The organism is Flavobacterium sp. 28YEA47A (genome assembly GCF_041262125.1).
In the GTDB taxonomy this organism is placed as follows: Bacteria; Bacteroidota; Bacteroidia; order Flavobacteriales; family Flavobacteriaceae; genus Flavobacterium.
This window is the reverse complement of record NZ_JBGCCI010000007.1, coordinates 1-19,638: the sequence shown is the minus strand read 5'-3', so window position 1 is coordinate 19,638 and position 19,638 is coordinate 1. Positions and strand designations below refer to the sequence as shown.

The 19,638-nt window shown below is 36.1% G+C and carries 16 protein-coding genes; 9 read left to right on the top strand and 7 right to left on the bottom strand.

The window, feature by feature from the left end:
- Positions 1 to 43 precede the first annotated feature (43 nt).
- Positions 44 to 868: a sulfite exporter TauE/SafE family protein gene (locus ABH942_RS11075; RefSeq protein WP_370031958.1), complete on the bottom strand. Its 825-nt coding sequence runs from the start codon at positions 866 to 868 to the stop codon at positions 44 to 46.
- A 45-nt stretch (positions 869 to 913) separates the two neighbouring features.
- The gene (locus ABH942_RS11070) at positions 914 to 2,206 is read right to left on the bottom strand and encodes an Ig-like domain-containing protein (protein ID WP_370031956.1); all 1,293 of its coding nucleotides are present in this window, start codon (positions 2,204 to 2,206) and stop codon (positions 914 to 916) included.
- 212 nt (positions 2,207 to 2,418) lie between these two features.
- On the opposite strand from ABH942_RS11070, the gene ABH942_RS11065 reads away from it, so the two are divergent.
- The 4 genes from ABH942_RS11065 to ABH942_RS11050 all read left to right on the top strand — a co-directional run bounded on the left by ABH942_RS11065 (position 2,419) and on the right by ABH942_RS11050 (position 5,266).
- Positions 2,419 to 3,060 (top strand): hypothetical protein, encoded by a 642-nt coding sequence (locus ABH942_RS11065; protein WP_370031954.1) that lies wholly within the window; start codon positions 2,419 to 2,421, stop codon positions 3,058 to 3,060.
- A gap of 17 nt (positions 3,061 to 3,077) precedes the next feature.
- Positions 3,078 to 3,617 carry a hypothetical protein gene (locus tag ABH942_RS11060; protein ID WP_370031952.1) on the top strand — a complete coding sequence of 180 codons (540 nt, stop codon included), beginning with the start codon at positions 3,078 to 3,080 and terminating at the stop codon, positions 3,615 to 3,617.
- 470 nt (positions 3,618 to 4,087) lie between these two features.
- Positions 4,088 to 4,606, top strand: a complete 519-nt coding sequence (locus ABH942_RS11055; RefSeq protein WP_370031950.1) for a hypothetical protein — start codon at positions 4,088 to 4,090, stop codon at positions 4,604 to 4,606.
- Between the two features lie 48 nt (positions 4,607 to 4,654).
- Positions 4,655 to 5,266, top strand: a complete 612-nt coding sequence (locus ABH942_RS11050) for a hypothetical protein (protein WP_370031949.1) — start codon at positions 4,655 to 4,657, stop codon at positions 5,264 to 5,266.
- A gap of 79 nt (positions 5,267 to 5,345) precedes the next feature.
- Here ABH942_RS11050 and ABH942_RS11045 read toward each other — a convergent pair whose 3' ends face one another.
- The 4 genes from ABH942_RS11045 to gldJ all read right to left on the bottom strand — a co-directional run bounded on the left by ABH942_RS11045 (position 5,346) and on the right by gldJ (position 9,601).
- Complete coding sequence (locus ABH942_RS11045) at positions 5,346 to 5,741, bottom strand: biopolymer transporter ExbD (protein ID WP_140000620.1); 396 nt, start codon at positions 5,739 to 5,741, stop codon at positions 5,346 to 5,348.
- Entirely contained in the window at positions 5,722 to 6,438 is a 717-nt protein-coding gene (locus tag ABH942_RS11040; protein ID WP_370032340.1) for a MotA/TolQ/ExbB proton channel family protein, read from the bottom strand. Before ABH942_RS11040 ends, ABH942_RS11045 begins: the two co-directional genes overlap by 20 nt.
- Positions 6,439 to 6,582: 144 nt before the next feature.
- Positions 6,583 to 7,866: a UDP-N-acetylmuramoyl-tripeptide--D-alanyl-D-alanine ligase gene (murF, locus tag ABH942_RS11035; RefSeq protein WP_370031946.1), complete on the bottom strand. Its 1,284-nt coding sequence runs from the start codon at positions 7,864 to 7,866 to the stop codon at positions 6,583 to 6,585.
- A 61-nt stretch (positions 7,867 to 7,927) separates the two neighbouring features.
- The gene (gldJ, locus tag ABH942_RS11030; RefSeq protein WP_370031945.1) at positions 7,928 to 9,601 is read right to left on the bottom strand and encodes a gliding motility lipoprotein GldJ; all 1,674 of its coding nucleotides are present in this window, start codon (positions 9,599 to 9,601) and stop codon (positions 7,928 to 7,930) included.
- A gap of 210 nt (positions 9,602 to 9,811) precedes the next feature.
- On the opposite strand from gldJ, the gene porU reads away from it, so the two are divergent.
- From porU to ABH942_RS11005, 5 genes are all read left to right on the top strand, one after another.
- Positions 9,812 to 13,654 carry a type IX secretion system sortase PorU gene (porU, locus tag ABH942_RS11025; RefSeq protein ID WP_370031942.1) on the top strand — a complete coding sequence of 1,281 codons (3,843 nt, stop codon included), beginning with the start codon at positions 9,812 to 9,814 and terminating at the stop codon, positions 13,652 to 13,654.
- A gap of 42 nt (positions 13,655 to 13,696) precedes the next feature.
- Positions 13,697 to 14,875 (top strand): type IX secretion system outer membrane channel protein PorV, encoded by a 1,179-nt coding sequence (porV, locus tag ABH942_RS11020; protein ID WP_370031940.1) that lies wholly within the window; start codon positions 13,697 to 13,699, stop codon positions 14,873 to 14,875.
- A gap of 72 nt (positions 14,876 to 14,947) precedes the next feature.
- Positions 14,948 to 15,430, top strand: a complete 483-nt coding sequence (locus ABH942_RS11015) for a cytidine deaminase (protein WP_370031938.1) — start codon at positions 14,948 to 14,950, stop codon at positions 15,428 to 15,430.
- 144 nt (positions 15,431 to 15,574) lie between these two features.
- Entirely contained in the window at positions 15,575 to 16,573 is a 999-nt protein-coding gene (gene pdhA, locus ABH942_RS11010) for a pyruvate dehydrogenase (acetyl-transferring) E1 component subunit alpha (protein WP_370031936.1), read from the top strand.
- Positions 16,574 to 16,578: 5 nt separating this feature from the next.
- Positions 16,579 to 18,240, top strand: coding sequence for a pyruvate dehydrogenase complex dihydrolipoamide acetyltransferase (locus ABH942_RS11005; RefSeq protein WP_370031934.1), 1,662 nt, complete (start codon positions 16,579 to 16,581; stop codon positions 18,238 to 18,240).
- 35 nt (positions 18,241 to 18,275) lie between these two features.
- Here ABH942_RS11005 and ABH942_RS11000 read toward each other — a convergent pair whose 3' ends face one another.
- Entirely contained in the window at positions 18,276 to 19,508 is a 1,233-nt protein-coding gene (locus tag ABH942_RS11000; protein WP_370031932.1) for a glycosyltransferase family 4 protein, read from the bottom strand.
- Positions 19,509 to 19,638: the final 130 nt, after the last annotated feature.

Below are 19,638 nucleotides of genomic sequence, written 5' to 3'. Positions count from 1 at the left end.
TACATGCAACATATTAACAGGGTTGGCTGCCTTTATCTACCAATTAATTCTTAAGCAAAATCCTAATTCCAACCAACGCCAAACAAATTGCCAATACTTTAATAATATTTGTTCCTTTAACCCTATGCGAAAAATAGGCTCCCAATTGCGCTCCAGGAATTACTCCTGCCGCAAGACAGACTACCATTTTTAATACCGTTGGGTCATTATAGGTTCCATTAATTGCGTGTACTATTACGGTCACAGTCGACATTACTGCCAGAATAAAATGCGAGGTTGCTGTTGCAATATAAACCGGAAAATGCAACCAATTAACCATGGCCGGCACATGGATTATTCCACCGCCAATGCCTAAAAGTGGTGACATATAACCCACCACAATACTGATGATAATACCATTGCGCTGGTTATAGCTGTATTGATAAACCGTACCCATCTTGTCAACCAACTTTCGGTGTTTTAGTCCTTTTTGCTGACTGTCGTCATCTTGCACCTGTTTTTTCTCTGATTGTTTTTTAAAAAAAAGAAATACCGAAAGCGCAAGAAGCAAGATTCCGAAAATGATATTAAAAGATTCTTTTGGGATATACTGTACCGTAAACACACCCAGTATAGAACCCGGAATTGTAAACAGTGCAAAAATAACGCCTGCTTTATAATCAATCTTTCCTGACTTTGCATAGGCGGCTGATCCTGAAATGGCATTTGCTGCCACCACAGCCATAGAAATGGCAGTAACGGTTTCAGGTGGAAGCTCTGGATAGAATAATAATAACAACGGCACCAATATAAAACCGCCACCGGCACCGATTAACGTTCCACAAGTACCAATAATAAAACCGGCCAATATTAAAAGAAATAGTTCCAAACTGAAAAGGTATTAATTAGGATTCCAAAGATACGTACAAAGTCCTTATTTTTTGGTTGTGAATTCGACCAGATAAGGCTTTATCCTAATTCCTTCGTCGTTTCTGAAAGTCTTGTCAACAACAAATTGGTAATGTTTGTTTGGCTCTAAGTCGGCTTCAAGTGTTATAGACTTTTTGTCTTCAGACCAAACTCTATCAGAGCTTAATTTTGGAAAATAATCAGCCCCTAAAGGCCCAAAGTCAATTCCTGAATTACGTCCGTTGAGCGGTTGGGAGAAAGTAATCGTAATTTTGGTTTTTCCAGATTTTACTTTTTTACTGCCATTTTTAATAGGTGAAATAGCGACTACTATTGGTATGCGTTTTTCAAATTCGGCTTTATAGAAAGTGAGTGGTTTATCAAAATACTTTGCTTTTTCAACGAAACTTATCAGCGCTGCTTCATTATTGTAGTCTAAATTGATCATTTCTTTCACAGCCTGTTTTTTATCTGGAGATTGATCGTAATATCTTTTACAAATGGCATAACCTACAAAATATCCCAAATCCCTCATCTTAAATTGATTGTTTGGGCTATTCATGAGCCAATTATAAATATTTGAAGAAAACATTTCTTTTACAAATTCCTGTTTTATTTTTTCTTCATTCTGGTATCCAAATTCGATTTGAGGATTTGGAGATTTTACATTTAAAGAAATTCCAGTTAAAAATTCAGCAACTCCTTCCATTACGGTTTGGGCTAAAAGAGAATTTCCAATAGTAGTTTTTTGCTGTGTGTGAATGTATTCGTGAACATTCAAAAACACTACATCATTGATAGGCTCTGTATCAAAATAACTGCGTAGGTGTGGATATTTTTTATCAAATTCTTCCGTAACAACCGATTTATCAGTTAAAGCAACTTCACTTCCTATCAAAAGCATGCCATCCTGTGTTGTTCCTCCTGTTCTTAAAATCCCGATTTCGAAATAGGTGTTGACCGGTTTTAAATCCGGATAGATCTCTTTTAGCTTTGCTACACCATCATTGATCTCTTTTGAAAACTCTTTCGACTTTAACGTATTATTCCGTACCGAATTCCAAAATTTAGGATACTGATTGATGGCATAAACAAACTCTTCGGCAGTATATCGCCTTGCTTTCATAATCCCACCTAAACCAGGAGTTGCTTTTTCTATATATAAGGTTTTGATTAAATCCAGTTGTTTTAGCGAGTCCTTTTCTACAACGATTTTGTCATAAGCATTCCAAAATTTATCAATATCATCCGCTATAATTTGTTGGCTAAAACTGAATAGTGGTGTCATGGTTAAAAGCAGCAGGAGTAATTTTTTCATTTTTTAATTTGTATTTCTGTGATATTCAAGATGTATTCCAAAAAGTTTATAAAGTCTTTTTGTCTTCGTAAACTTACTAAAATAATTATCAATCTGAATTAAAACATGAACTATCAGTTTATCCGATCATTCACACAAGATCATAGCATTCACAGATAATTTCATACTTATATCTCTTAATTATTTATATTCGTAAACCTTAAACCATTTTCATGAGAATTTTCAAAATCCTACTTTCATTTGTTATAGTTTCTTCCTTAATTTTTAGCTGTAGCCGAAAACATACTACCAAAACAAATATTCCAATTTCCGAAAATACCTTTAAGCAAGACAGCCTGGCTTTTGAGTTATGCAAAATGTATGGCTTTGATCAAGGCATCAGAGATAACAAACTGAGCTTTAATAAAAAGGAATTAATGCCTAAAATTGACTCTACAAATTTTGCTAACATGGTTGACTTTATTATTAAGAATGGCTACCCGACTGAAGCATTATTAGGAGAAAGAAACATGAAGCACGAATGTGTTGAGGCAGCTGTTGTTGCAATTTTGTTACATAATCCACACAGGCTTGTGAACGAAAAAGTATATTTTGATTTATTTCTAAAAGAAGTCAATAAAGGAAATATTGACAACGCTTTTTTTGCCTCGGTTTTAGATAAGTATTACTGGTTGAACAGTACCAACAAAAAACAAAGGAGAGTTTTTTATGGTTCACAGTTTGGTAAGCCGTGTATTCAGACAAAAGAAGCAACTAACAAAGCAAGAATTGAAATTGGCTTAAAACCATTAAATGAAGATGAATTCATAGATTGCGGGCAAGAGGAATTGAATATGCCTAAAAAGAGGGATTAACAAACAAAAGCTCTACTATGAATCTAATAAAAAGCATAACAGTATATAAAAAATTTCCAAATTTAAAGCGTGAAGTAAGGCTTCGTCTTTATGATGCGAATTATTCAAATAGCGGTGATTTAAGCGAATTAGAATTAGATTCTATATCAGAAATAATTGAAGAGTTGGAAACGCTGGTAAACCAAAATAATCCTAAAAACTATGTTGAATGGGGTGTTGACCTGTTTTCTGTACTATCCTATCCTCAGGTCTCAAAATGTAAAAACAGCATTGAAGACATCAATTTTGAAGATGTAAGTACTCTTTCTTTATTGCATTTTCTAAAAGAATTAGAATTGTTTAAGAAAAAATGTAGCGAATCAGAAATCTTAAAAGATAGTGTTGGAAAAGCTTTTCAAATAATAAAAAATAATCCCTCAGATTTCAAAAAGTGGGAAGACGGATATTATTATGAAATACAAATAGATGATGTAGTTATCAATTTAAATCTATCAAAAGAAGATTTTGATTATTCGATTCAGGAATATTTAGATCAGATTGAAAAAATCGAAATCTAAAAAAACATTATTCTAACCTGTACAAACAAATGGAGTTAAAAAATACTAAACAGAACGATTGCCTTACTAATTATCTTGACAAACATTTACTTTATTCCATTCAACTATATAACGATTACAGAAGCTGGTGGACTAATGAGATCCAATTCTTTAGAACTGTTTGCACTCCTATCAACCAACTTACTTTTGATAACAGCAGGGTTAACTTTTAAAGATAAGTTTAAAAACAACATTGCATTGCTTATCATAAATGGACTTGGGCTGGTATGGAATTTATTTTTGCTATGGTTACTGTTGACAGTACCTAGAATGGATTAAAACATTTGTATATTTAGCCATAACAAAAACTAAATTCTATTTAGAGAAATGGAACTGTATTTGTCAAGACACGAGTATATTATGACGTTTGGAGTAACTGCCCAAGGCTTGAATTTTTATCAAATTTTACCATGCTTAAAACAACAAGATTTATGAATCGTACCTTATTTGTTTTGATTGGATTTTTTATTTGCAATTTAGTTATAGGGCAATCTAAAGTAAATGCTTTAAGCAGCTATCCTTTCTCAAAAACAAATTCAATTATGATTGCTTCATTTGAGAATTTGCAATTTACAAATGACACCTTATCTATAATTGAATGTCGTGAAATCCCAAAAACAAATGGCAAAATAAATGTTGGGGAATTCAAACAACTCGTGAATTTAAAAAAATCTGAATATCCAAAATTATCAGATATCATTTTCTCAAAAAGCATCAAGGAAAATATAATCGGTAAAGGAAAATGTTCAGAAACCGGATATGCAATCTTATTTTTTGATAAGGCAGGGAATGTGTTTGAGTATATTCAATTCTGTTATAACTGTAAGACATTTTCTTCAAGTTTTGGCAAAGACAAATTAAAGAATGATGATTACGAAAAATTAGATCGTTTAAAAGATCTTTTTAATGATAATGGAATCCCAATCAGAGTTTACAGAAAATCAAATTAAAGCTATCAGAAAATAGAAGCTATGAATTCAATACCATAGAAAAAGCCTATGAAAATCTGGAAAAGTAATGTAAAAGGCGACGATAAAATCATAGCCTATTATGACAAAACCATCTATAAAGGAAATCCAAAACCAGACGAAGTCGAAACGGTAATTCGCGAGCTAAATATTGGAAAGCAAACATCTTCCTTATTTGGCATTCCTCAAAAGCTTCTCAAAGAAGTTAACTTTGAAGTAGGAAAAAATTATATTGAAGTTTTATTTGGGTTGGATTCCACTGAACATTTAAAAATAAATGATGCGGATAAAAAGCAAGAAATTTTTGATTTCTTGCGAAACGAAATTCCTAATAGCAGCTATGAAGTCGAAAAGTACTCGAAATTTAAAGCGGGCAAAAAACCTTTATTTGCAATGGCTTTTATTTTGATTATTTTCTCCTGGGCATTCTATCTCGCTTATGAAATTGAAAAAGGAAATCAATATGAAGTTGTAGGTAGCGGCAGATCAATAACCTCACTAATCTTGATTATTGCATCAATAGGAACACTGAATGTGATCTTATTATTTGGAGTTTTATTCTGTATTGCCTTGTTGGGTTTTGTTTTTAAAACCAAAAGTCCAAAAGTTGTCCATAAAATCATCATTGCACCTAGATTATAATATCAGTAAAGCGTGAAAGAATATGATATAAACAAAAAACGCTTCGGTTTCCCGAAGCGTTTTTTATCTCTTTTATTTTCTATTTTTTATCTGTAGCAATCACAAACTTTAAGTTGTTTTTGACGCCAATCTGAAGCAAGTCTACTAAATCCTGTACCTGTAGATTATAAGGAATTCTCACAATTACCGTTTGGTCTTTAGCATCGCCCATTTTTGTCAGCAGTGCTGCTTCCAGTTCATTAAAAGCTACATTCTGCTTATCGACATAGTATTGCTTTTCTTCAGAAACTGACAGCGTGATGTGCTGCTTGTTCGTCTTGTCGTTCTGCTGCGTTTTAGGCAGTGTCATCTTTATTACGTTCGGATTTGCCAGTGTTGAAATAATAAGGAAAAACAACAGCAAAAAGAACATAATATCACTTAAGGAAGAAGTAGCTACTTCCGCGTGAAATCTTCTATTTCGTTTTAGAGCCATCGTTAGGTCTTTGGATTACACTTACAAATTCCAAAATCTGTTTTTGGACATTTAAAGAAAAATTATCAATCATCCCGTTAAATAAGTGGTAAGCAGCATAAGCAATAATACCTACAACAAGTCCGGCACCACTACTGATCATTTTTTCATACAAACCACCAGAAATATTCCCGATACTGATATCTTCTGTTTGCGATATGCTGTAAAAAATCTTGATAACTCCGGAAATGGTTCCAACGAAACCTAAAGTCGGTGCGATACCGGCAATAAGTCCCAAGTGTCCCATTCTTTTTTCCATTTCCCCAATTTCAATATTGGCCGCTCTTTCCATATTGGATTCGATTTCTGAAATCGGTCTTCCAATAGTCAGGATTCCTTCTTTTAAAATATTTCCTGAAGCCGTGCTCGATCTTTCTGCCAATGATAGTGCCCCATTCATATTTCCGGAACCCAACTGTATGCTGATATCCTTAATCAGATGCGAATCTTGCTTGGTTGCTTTTTTTATAGAAAGATATCTTTCGAAAATCAGGTAGATTGTATAAAAAAGAAGAATTACAATCGGAATCAGAAATGCTCCACCTTTCATCAGAAAGCTAAACAGGTTCATCTCTTCATTTTTGGCGATTCCCTCAATTACTGTATTCGTTGAAGCTTTTGCAAGAGTATCAGTCTGCAGTAAAATTGTTGAAAATATCATAAATATAATACAGGGATTTGGTTATTTAATTTATAAAGCTATTTGTTGCTTCAGACAAAAATAAGTTTTTTATTTAGTTTTAAAAGTATAACGGCAGTTTTTAGAATATAGTATTTTCTATAAGCTCGCAATTCCGTTAAGCTACAGTAATTCGAGTGTTCTTTCTAAAGCCATACCTCTGGAACCTTTGATCAATAAAGTCTTATTTTCTATTTTTTCCGCGTTAAATGCCTGGGTAAATTCCTCGAAAGTTTTAAAGAAATGAAGATTCTCTCTGTCAATTTTATTTTTGTAAAAATCTTTCCCAACAAAATAGGTTTGTACTTTTTCTTCATGTTTAAGCAAAGCAACAATATGCTTGTGCTCGTGTAGGCTTTCTTCACCCAATTCAAACATATCACCTAAAACAGCAACCTTGTTTTGTTTCTCTAATTGCAAGAAGTTTTTGATAGCTACTTCCATACTGCTAGGATTTGCATTATAAGCATCCAGAATGATTTCATTGGAATTTTTCACTAACAACTGCGAACGGTTGTTTTCCGGAATGTAGCTTTCAATGGCTTCTTTTATTTCAGTATCAGAAATCTTGAAATACCTTCCAATAGTCACTGCCGCATTGATATTATTGGCATTATACAATCCTATCAAATGTGATTTGACTTTGATGCCGTCAAATTCGATGGCAACGAAAGGATTTGCAGTAATCTTATTAATCAAGACAGAAGCGTTTTTGTCTGTATGGCTAAACGTGATACGAAGATTTTTGTCTGTCTTTTCTTTTTGTATCGCATCATCAAGGTTTACAAAAACATATTTGTTGTGTTCTGAAAGAAATGTATACATCTCACTTTTTCCTTTGATAACGCCTTCTACTCCACCAAAACCTTCCAAATGCGCTTTACCAAAGTTGGTAATGTACCCAAAATCAGGAGTGGCAATATTGCAGAGGAATTCAATTTCTTTCTGGTGGTTCGCACCCATTTCGACAATTCCTATTTCGGTATCAGAAGTAAATGAAAGCAAAGTCAGCGGAACACCAATATGGTTATTCAAATTACCAACAGTGGCTCTTGTATGATAACGTTTTGAAAGCACCACATTGATTAGCTCTTTTGTAGTGGTCTTTCCGTTGCTTCCAGTTAATGCCAAAATTGGCAATCCGAGGTATTCTCTATGAAACTTTGCTACTTCCTGCAATGTTTCAAGCGTATTGGCAACCAGGATTGTCTTTTCGTCAATGTAATAGTCTTTATTGTCGATAATTACATATAAGGCACCTTTGTTCAGTGCTTCCTGAGCAAAAGTATTAGCATCAAAATGTTCACCTTTTATAGCGAAGAACATTGAGTTTTCTTCAATTTTTCTGGTATCGATTGAAACTGAAGCACATGTTAAAAACAGGTTGTGTATTTCTTTAATTTCCATGCTATGCGATTTAAAAAAACAAAAGCCCTAAAAAGGGCTTTTGTAGAATTATTACAGAAAATTAATTTCTTGCTTTTTTCTTCTTGTCAGATTTAGGACCTACTCTTGACATCGCACATCTGAATCCGATGTAATCAGTAGCCATATCCTGAGGGAAGTATCTTCTTTGAGCAGGATCTAACCAGTAAGCTCTGTCTCTCCAAGAACCACCTTTGTAAACTCTTACGTTATCATCGATCAAAGTTGTTCTTTTTGAAGACTTGTCATATTTTCTAACCATGTTACCTAAACTGTCAGTAGTAACATTGTGTTTTGGAGAATCGTACATTCTTTTTGAATCATCTACTTTTTCACCTTCTTCAGAATTTCCGAAGTCATAGTATCTTGTAGATTGCTTGTCACCATCTCTATAGTTTCTGTTATCAGACTTATCAAAGTTTTGTCTTAGGTAAGTTTCTTTTTCGTCAACAGGAACCTGAGCAATTTGTCCAGGGAAGTTTCTTGCGATAATTTTACCGTTAGCTAAAGTATCGTAAGCAATGTTTTCACCTGTAACGATTTCAGCTTTTCCATCTTCACCAATTTTATTTTTCATGTAGATGTTACCTCTGTAATAGTTGAAGTCATTAGCCTCATCGTCAACGATTGGTCTGTAAACGTCAGCAACCCATTCTGCTACGTTACCTGCCATATCATACAATCCGAAATCGTTTGGTGGATAGTATTTTACTACGTTAGTGATATCAGCTCCATCATCAGTCCATCCAGCGATTCCGCCGTAATCTCCTTTACCTTGTTTGAAGTTAGCCAATTGGTCGCCCTTAGTTTGTCTTTTTCCAGAACGAGTATAGTTACCTTTCCATGGATATTTTTTCTGACCTCTGTAAAGGTTGTATTCTCTGTTACCTACATCAGCTGCAGCTGCATATTCCCACTCAGCTTCTGTTGGAAGTCTGTATTCAGGAAGTATGATACCTGAAGTTCTTTGAGCGTATACATTTTTAGCATCTTCTTTAGCCGCTAATCTTCCTCTTTGTCCTTTTAGGACAATTTCTTCATTACCACCATAAGTTTTTGTAGGAGCATTAAGGTAGGTTTCTGTACTGAAAGTGTTGTCACCTTTTGCATCTAATACTTTTGCATCTCTTTTCAGGTAGCCTTCTCTTTCAAGAACACCTTCGTTAACACGGTCAGTTCTCCACTTACTGAATTCAACAGCCTGGATCCAGTTTACACCAACTACAGGATAGTTTGCATAAGCAGGGTGTCTTAAATAGTTGTTGGTCATTGTTTCATTATAACCTAATCTATTTCTCCAAACTAATGTATCAGGAAGAGCTCCTTCATAAATATTTTTATAATTTTCATCTTCCGGATCGAAAACTCTTTTCAACCAATCAAGATATTCCATATACATAAGATTGGTTACCTCAGTCTCATCCATATAGAAAGACTGAACGTGCTGCTGATTAGGCGTATTGTTCCAATCGTGCATTACATCGTCCTGAACTTTACCCATAGTGAACGTTCCTCCTTCAACCAAAACCAATCCCGGAGCAGTTTCCTGCTTCTTAAATTTAGAATTGTATTGGAATCCGCCTTTCTTGTCATTGATTTTCCAACCAGTGGCAGAGGAAGCGTTTTTTGAACTGGATTTCTTGCTACAACTAGTAAAACCCATAACTAATGCCAAGGAGAGCATCAGCTTCAAAGCCATAATTTTGTTTACTTTCATACTTTCAGTAGGTAATAAATTTCGAGCCGCAATATAATAATTAACCATTAAACTGCAACAACAATTTTGAAATATTAATAAAAATCTAATTTTGTGTTAAAAGTCTTCTGCTAGAACGCAAATTTATTGAGTTTATTGTACTTAATATTAAGTTAAAAAATTATTTTTACTTTTCGTAATAATTAGGCGCTACTGGCGTTATTCAAGTTAATGAAAAAGATTACTTTACTCTTATTGCTTATAAGCTCTTACGTTTCTTTTGCTCAACAAAGAGACAATATATCTATTGAATGGGTTGATAACTCCGGAATTTATTCAGAACAAATCCAGATTAAAGCCCCTATTTTCAAGTCTTCCAGTTTTGAATTTGATTATGATAAGAAATCCGTTTTTTTTAATTTAAAAATTCCCGTATCTGGTTTTGCTGACGAAAACAGCCTACAGATAACCAATATAGTATACGAAACTATTTCTCGCGAACAGCTTGGCGACTTAAAAGTCGCATCGATTCCTTCTTCTATTGAGGCAAGCCTTAAAAACATGAGCAATCCTGCTTCACAAAGAGCGGTACTGAGCCTATCACCTATTATTAAATCCGGAAATACATTCCAAAGAGTAAAATCGTTTACCTATTCCTTTTCTACAACTGCAAGGCGATCAGGCAATACCACACAAAACTCCTCTGTCATATCCAACTCTGTATTGAGTTCAGGTGAATGGTACCGATTCTATGTAGTAAAATCTGGAGTTTACAAAATATCCAGAAGTTTTTTGCAAAGCCTTGGCATGAATGTAGGCGCTGCAAATGCAAGAAATATAAAGATTTATGGAAACGGCGGCCGTATGCTACCTTTACTCAACGGCACTTATTATCCGGAAGATCTTATTGAAAACGCTATTACCTTAGTAGGAGAAAGCGACGGTTCTTTTGACAGTCAGGATTATATCTTATTTTATGCAGAAGGTCTTGACAACTGGAATGAAGAAAACCTGACTCATAATAATTTATATGCAGACAGATCCTATTATTATGTAACAGCCCAAGGTGGCCCAGGAAAGCGAATTGGAAATATGCCTACTATTGCTGACAATGCTACCTTAAATGTTACAACTTTTGATGATTACCAATACCATGAACTCGACAAAATCAATATCGGACGTTTGGGAAGAAAATGGTTTGGAGAAAGATTCAACATTGAGAACGAGCAGACCTTTGATTTTAAATTCCCAAACATTGCTACAGGAACACAAATCAAGTTTAAGATAAACGCAGCTGCAGCTGCCTTTACACAAACCACGATGAGCATCTCTGCAAACAACCAAGACATCGGCATGCTGGCTTTTTCTGCAACAAGTACAAATGGCGACGTAGCATCTGAACTTGATACGACAGGCAGTTTTCCGGCAGCAGAAAACGTAGCCATAAAATTAAATTACAATAATAGAGGTGTCCCAAGTGCCAATGCCTATTTAGATTATATCATATTACAGGCAAAAAGAAACCTTCAGGGATACGGAAAACAATTCCGATTCCAATATAACGATGCGGATCTGAATACCGGAGTAATCCAATACCAGCTTTCTAATGCGACAAGGATAACACAAGTATGGGATATAACAGATATATATAATGTACAAAAAGTAGAAAATAACGCAGCAGATGCTTTTTCCTTTAAGGCTTATATGGGCGAAGACAGAAATTATATAGCCGTTGATGCTTCCGATTATTATTCGCCATTGAAAGATTCCAGAACACGTGTAGTCAACCAAAATTTAAAAGGGACTATCCTGAAAAATTCGCAGGGTGCTTTCCAGGACATTGATTATCTTATTGTAACACCTGCCTTCCTACACTCACAAGCTGAACGATTGGCTAACTTCCACAGAAATAATTCGCAGTTAAATGTAAAAGTCGTTGATCTTGAAAACATCTATGAAGAATTTTCTTCGGGCAAACAAGACATTGGTGCAATCCGGAACTTTGTGAAATACATCTATAATAACGGATCGATTCCTTCTAAGAGGTTAAAGTATCTGAATTTATTTGGTGATGCATCATTTGATTATAAAAACAGGACTCCAAACAACACCAACATTGTTCCGGTTTTCGAGGCCTTAAATAGTTTTTCGTTAGCAGGCTCTATTATGTCTGACGATTATTTTACGATGTTAGACGATAACGAGGGACTTATGCTTGATACGCGCGCGCATGACATGGAACTTGCCGTCGGAAGAATGCTTGTCAGCGATATAAAGCAGGCAGAAGAAATGGTAACCAAAGTAATCGAATACCACGCTATCGAATCGTACGGAAAATGGAGAAACAACTTTGTCCTGATTTCGGATGACGTCGATGAACTCTGGGAAAATTCTATCCAAACCGGAATTGATGCCTTAGGCGATCAGATTGCCGCGCAAAAACCTTTTGTGAATGTAGAAAAAATCCATACTGATTCTTATGTACAGGAAGCATCCGCAGGAGGTTTCCGCTATCCAAAAGCCAGAAAGGATTTTGTTGACGCCATAAATCAAGGTGCTCTTGTCTTTAATTATTTCGGACATGGCGGTGAAGACGGCCTTGCCAAAGAAAGGATTTTTGAAAAGGCAGATGCCCAAAACCTAAACAATCGTTATAAATATCCTTTATTTGTAACCGTGACCTGTGAATTCACAAGATTCGACAATCCTTACAGACCAACGGCGGGTGAATATACGTATTGGAACCCTAAAGGCGGGGCAATTTCAATGGTAACCACTACGCGACAGATAAGTGTTACTACCGGACAAGAAATCAATCAGGCCTTTTCAAGTGAACTATACGGTTATGGAACAACAGTTAATGTGCCTATTTCAGAAGCCTTAAGAGTTGCCAAAAACAATTACACCAACAATTCTGCCCTGATGGTTTCTTATATAGGAGATCCAGCTATACGACTTGCAATTCCAAAGCCTAAAATCGTCTTGACCAAGATAAATGACCAGCCTGTTGCTACATCAACATTTGTTTTTAACGCCTTGAGCCCGGTAAAGCTAACCGGCGAAGTCAGAAATGTAGATGGAAACACGATATTATCAAACTATAACGGAAGCCTGTCTGTAAACATATTCGACAAAAACGTACAAAGAACTACACTTGGAAACGACGGAGTAACTGACGGGTCTGGCCATTTAGTTTTAATGAATTTTACGCTGCTTGGCGAAACCATCTTCCGCGGTAACGCTTCTGTCGCAAACGGGCAATTTGAATTTAATTTTGTCGTACCAAGAGACATTTCAATTCCCGTAGGAAATGGAAGAATCAGCTTTTACGCAAAACGAAGTCAGGGACTGGAAGACCAGACCGGATACAATACTGATATCAAAATAGGAGGAATCAATCCCAATGCCACAGCTGACAATATCGGTCCAAGAGTGCGACTGTATATGAATGACGAAACATTTATATCCGGAGGCATTACCAACGAATCGCCTATATTCCTGGCTTTTCTGGAAGACGAAAACGGAATCAACACAGCCAGCGGTATCGGACATGATATTGTTGCTATTTTAGATGGTGATGAAAACAATCCGTATATCCTTAATGATTATTATGAAACCGAACTTGACAATCACACAAAAGGAAAAGTCCGTTTCCCTTTCCGTAATCTGGCAGTAGGTTTGCACACGATTACCTTCAAAGCTTGGGATGTATACAACAATCCGGTGACGTCAGAAATACAATTTATAGTTGTTGGTGATGAAACGGTAACATTAAAAAATGTACTTAACTATCCGAATCCATTTGTAAGTTATACCCAATTCTGGTTCACGCACAACCGTCCGTACGAACCTTTGGAAGTACAGGTACAGATTATCACCATAACAGGAAAAATAGTCAAGACAATCAATCAAGTGGTTAGCACAGAAGGATTCCTGTCAAGAGAAATTTCATGGGACGGAAAAGATGATTTTGGAGATAAGATAGGAAAAGGAGTTTACGTTTATAAACTCACTGTCAAGTCGACACTGACCAACAAAAAAACAGAAAAATACGAAAAACTTGTTATACTTTAATAAAATACTATATTTGTTCAATTCAATTAATACCATTTCAGAATGAAAAAAGCCGCATTATTTATTATCTGCATATTAGGAATCAATATGGTGAAAGCCCAAGAAACAAACAGGGTCATCACAACAGGAGTACCCTTTCTTCTTATTGCTGGAGACGCCAGATCCGCTGGTATGGGTGATATCGGAGTAGCTTCTACTCCAGATGCCTACTCACAACAATGGAACCCAGCCAAGTATGCATTTTCACTTGATAAGCAAGGTTTTTCGCTAAGCTACACGCCTTATCTTCCAGAACTTGTAAATGACATTTCCTTAAGTCAGGTCACCTACTTCAATAGAATTAATGAAAAAAGTGCTTTTGCAACAAGCCTACGTTATTTCAGTCTTGGAGTTATCGAATTCAGAAACGATAACCCAGATGACCCTGCTGTAGAAGTGAATCCAAGCGAGTTTGCTTTAGATTTATCATACGCATTGAGATTAAGTGAAAGATACTCCATGTCTGTTGCCTTTAGATATATCCGTTCTAACCTGAGACTGGCACAGCTGAACAATGACGCATCTGCTGCAAGTTCTTTTGCAGTAGACATTTCAGGTTACTATCAGACTGAAGAAATAGCTTACGAAGATTTCAACGGAAGATGGAGAGCTGGTTTCAACCTCCAAAACTTAGGACCAAAAATTAATTATGACTTGGACAATTCAGATGAAGGATCTAACTTCCTTCCTTCCAATTTAAAACTTGGAGGTGGTTTCGACTTCATTTTTGATGAATATAACAAAGTGTCTCTTAACGCAGAAATCAACAAGCTGTTGGTACCTACTCCCCAGAATCCTGATTTGAACGGAGATGGTGAGATTACTGATGTGGAAAGAGCACAAAACAATCAAAATTATCGTTCAATCGGATGGGTAAGCGGTATTTTCAAATCATTTGGAGATGCACCAGGCGGACTGAAAGAAGAATTAAAAGAAGTTACCTGGGCTTTAGGAGCCGAATATTGGTATCAGGATTCCTTTGCAGTAAGAGCCGGTTATTTTAACGAAAGCAAAGAAAAAGGAGCTAGAAAATTCCTTTCGCTTGGAGCAGGATTTAAATACAACATTGTAAAACTGGATGTATCCTACCTGTTTTCAACTTCAAAAATCAGAAACCCATTGGAAAACACATTACGTTTTTCTCTTAGCTTTGCGTTCGGAGACAAATATGATGAATATTAGTATATAATTTAAAGTCTATAAAATCCAAATTGCTTTCATTAGTAATTTGGATTTTTTTTCCTCAAAACATTTATGAAACAAATCAACATTACGACCACATTCTCAGTATTTGACAACAAAGAAGAACTGCCTGTAGATGTAAAAAATCTGATGGATCAAGCCATTGAGATACGTAAAAAAGCATACGCCCCATATTCAAGATTCAGGGTTGGAGCTGCCATTTTTTTAGACAACGGAAAAATTGTTTTGGGTTCAAACCAGGAAAGTGCCGCTTATCCGTCTGGACTTTGCGCAGAAAGAGTTGCCATCTTCCAGGCAGGAGCTATATATCCTGATGCTAAGATTTTGAAAATTGCAATTTCAGCCACATCAGACGAAAGACCAGTTACCTCTCCTATTCCACCTTGTGGAGCTTGCAGACAATCCATATCAGAGTATGAATTCAAACAAGATTATCCAATAGAAATTTATTTCATGGGTGAAACAGGAGTAGTCTATAAGTCAGATTCGCTTAAAAATCTGCTACCTTTTATGTTTGATAAAAACTTCTTATAAAAAACCTAAAATTTACATTTTAAACTTTACTTCTAAGTAGGAATGTCTTATTTTTGCCTTTCGCAAATTTGTGTGAGGAAACTATTTTGCGTCTTATTATTTTAGCAATTTACTGGCACAATAACGTTTAGCAAAAAACAAACAATGAAAGAAATTACAAAAGAAGTTTATTTGAAGTGGTATGAAGACATGCTACTTTGGAGAAAATTTGAAGACAAATTAGCCGCTTTATACATTCAGCAAAAAGTAAGAGGATTTCTTCACTTATATAATGGCCAGGAAGCCGTTCTGGCTGGTGCTTTGCATGCTATGGATTTATCCAAAGATAAAATGATTACTGCCTACAGAAACCACGTTCAGCCAATTGGTATGGGTGTGGATCCAAAAGCTGTTATGGCAGAACTATTAGGAAAAGTTACCGGAACATCTAAAGGAATGGGTGGTTCGATGCACATCTTTTCAAAAGAAAAAGGATTTTATGGAGGACACGGTATTGTAGGAGCTCAAATCCCGGTTGGTGCAGGTATTGCTTTTGCTGACAAATATTTTAATACAGGTGGCGTTACCCTAACTTATTTTGGTGACGGTGCTGCCCGTCAGGGATCTTTGCATGAAGCCTTCAACATGGCAATGCTTTGGAAACTTCCTGTAGTATTTATTGTAGAAAATAACGGTTATGCGATGGGAACGTCGGTAGAAAGAACCGCAAACCATACAGATATCTGGAAATTAGGATTAGGCTATGAAATGCCATGTGGTCCAGTTGACGGAATGAATCCGGTAAAAGTTGCAGAAGCAATGCAAGAAGCAATTGACAGAGCACGACGTGGCGACGGACCAACTTTCTTGGAAATGAAAACATACCGCTACAGAGGACACTCTATGTCTGACGCACAATTATACCGTTCAAAAGAAGAAGTAGAAGAATATAAAAAAATTGACCCAATCACTCAGGTTCTTGATATCATCAAAGAAAACAATTATGCTACAGAAGCAGAAATTGAAGCTATTGACGAAAGAGTTAAAAACCTGGTTGAAGAGTGTGCTCAGTTTGCTGAGGACTCTCCGTTTCCTGATACGCAACAACTTTATGACGTTGTTTACGAACAAGAAAACTATCCTTTTTTACCTCATAAACTATAATCATTATGGCAACAAAAATCACAATGCCTCGCTTGAGCGATACTATGACAGAAGGAACTGTAGCCACATGGTTGAAAAAAGTTGGGGATAAAATTAATGAGGGAGATATTTTAGCTGAAATCGAAACCGATAAAGCTACTATGGAGTTCGAATCTTTCAACTCTGGTACTTTATTATATATCGGAATTCAGGAAGGTGAATCAGCTCCGGTTGATTCTCTTTTGGCAATTATAGGAAAAGAAGGTGAAAACATTTCTGACCTAATAGCCGGCGGAAGTTCTTCTGATAAAAAAGAAGAACCAAAGGCTGAAGAAAAAACTGCCGAAGCTCCTAAAGAAGAAGCCAAAGAAGCTCCAAAATCTGAAAGCACTGCTTTACCTAAAGGCGTAGTAGTTGTAACCATGCCTCGTTTGAGCGACACCATGACTGACGGTACTGTAGCTACATGGTTGAAAAAAGTAGGCGATAAAATTAATGAAGGAGACATTTTAGCTGAAATCGAAACCGATAAAGCTACTATGGAATTTGAATCTTTCAACTCTGGAACTCTACTGTACATCGGGATTCCTGAAGGCGAGTCGGCTCCAGTTGATTCCCTTTTGGCAATTATAGGACCAGAAGGAACGGATATATCAGGAGTTGCTGAAAACTTCAAAAAAGGTGGTACTGCATCTGCTCCCGCTAAAGAAGAAAAAGCCGAAGAGCCAAAATCTGAAACTGCTGAATCGAAAGAAGAAACTGTAGAAACTGTTTCTGACGGAAGAAGAATTTTCATTTCTCCTTTAGCTAAAAAAATTGCGGAAGAGAAAAACATAAACATTTCACAAGTAAAAGGTACAGGTGAAAACGGACGTATCGTAAAAAGCGATATCGAAAACTTCAAGCCTGCTGCAACTTCTCAAACACCAGCTTCACAAGAAACTGCTGCTAAACCAGAAGTTACTGCTGCTGCTCCAGCTGTAAAACCATTTGTTCCTGCTGGTGAAACGTATTCAGAAGAAATCAAAAACTCACAGATGCGTAAGGTTATTGCCAAGCGTTTATCTGAGTCTAAATTTACTGCTCCTCACTATTATTTGACAATTGAAGTAGCAATGGATGGCGCGATGGCTTCCAGAAGTACAATCAATTCATTGCCTGACACAAAAGTTTCTTTTAACGATATGGTTATCAAAGCTTGTGCAATGGCATTGAAAAAACATCCAAAAGTAAATTCACAATGGAAAGATGATGTGACGGTAATTCACCATCACGTACATATTGGAGTTGCTGTTGCTGTTGAAGATGGTTTAGTTGTTCCTGTATTAAAATTTGCTGACCAATTGAGCTTAACTCAAATAGGTGCAAACGTAAGAGATGTTGCCGGAAGAGCTAAAAACAAAAAACTACAGCCTGCTGAAATGGAAGGAAGTACTTTTACAGTTTCTAACTTAGGAATGTTCGGCATTACGGAGTTTACTTCAATCATCAACCAACCAAACTCAGCTATCCTTTCTGTTGGAGCAATTGTTGAAAAACCAGTTGTTAGAAATGGTCAGATTGTAGTAGGCAATACGATGAAAGTAACACTTGCTTGCGATCACAGAACAGTGGACGGAGCTACAGGAGCTGAATTCTTGCAGACTTTGAGACAATATCTGGAAAATCCGGTTACGATGTTAGCTTAATTAAGCTACTCACCATAAAACAAAAATCCCGCCTTTTAAGACGGGATTTTTTTATTTTTAGCTTCTATCCAACGTGACATATATTCGGTGCTTCGCATCGCGTGATATTGCAAAATCTGACCGATAAAGTTCTTATTCCTGTGTTCTGTCAAGTTATCTTTTAATCCATTAATCATCGCAATAAATACGTTCTTATAGAGATTTTCAGCAAATCTTTTCTCCAATAACTGCAACCCATTTTCTTGTGCTTTACGCCAAAGATTTTCATTTTTATAAAGTTCTATGGCATGATTGGCGAAATCTTCTGCATTATCCGTTACAAAACCGTTCCAAAGCCTGTCGATATGCATTCCTTCAGCTCCAATACTGGTAGTAACGCTAGGAGTTCCATATTCCATCGCCTCAATGAGCTTTCCTTTTATTCCTGCTCCAAATCGTAATGGCGCTAACATAATTTTAGTCTTTTTTATCACTTCAGCAGCATTATCTGCCCTACCCATGATATGAAAATTTGATTTTGGATGATTTAACTCCAAAACCTTTTGTGATGGATAAGCCCCATAAACAAACATACTTACATCAGGAAGCTGTTTGTGAATCAAAGGCCAGATGGTGCTTTTTAAATACTGAACAGCATCCCAATTGGGTTCGTGTAGGAAGTTACCAATAAAGACAAAGTCCTTTCTCTCATTAAAAGGAACAAAATCTAAGCTGGTATCAGCAAAAATAGGAAGATAAAATAATAAGGAAGGATCAATCTTAAACTCAGAAATAAGGAGTTTTATTTCAAAGTCAGAAATAATCAAAGACATATCACAGCGTAAGATACTCGCAATTTCTCTTTTTGCAGTATCGTTAAATAAATCCGAAGCAGTAAATTCTTTTTTCTTTTTGAATGCATTTTGCCTGGCTAAACGAAGACAGTGGAGATCTTCAGTATCTAAAATTTTAATAGCCACCGGACAATGTTTAGAAACTCTCCAGCCAAACTGTTCTTCGATCACAAACCTATCAAACAGAACAATATCAGGCTTCAAGCTCTGGATAAAAATATCAAAACTTTCGTCATTCAGACTAATTTTAGCTTTTTGAACTGCTAACAGTTCTAAATCAAATTCATATTCACTATCCTGCGCTGGACTTGCAAAAGTAATTTCGTAGCCTGTTTCTTTAAAAAGCTGTATCAATTGCAGCATTCTTCTTCCTGCTGCTGAAGAATTCGGCTCTGGAAATACCATTCCAATAATCAAAAGTTTCTGCTTATTCATAATTACAAAGAAAAGATATTTTAAGCAAACCTTATAAAACAAAAAAGGGTTCCCTATGGGAACCCTTTTCAAAGGAAGGCGGCGACATACTCTCCCACAGGATTGCAGTACCATCTGCGCAGGCGGGCTT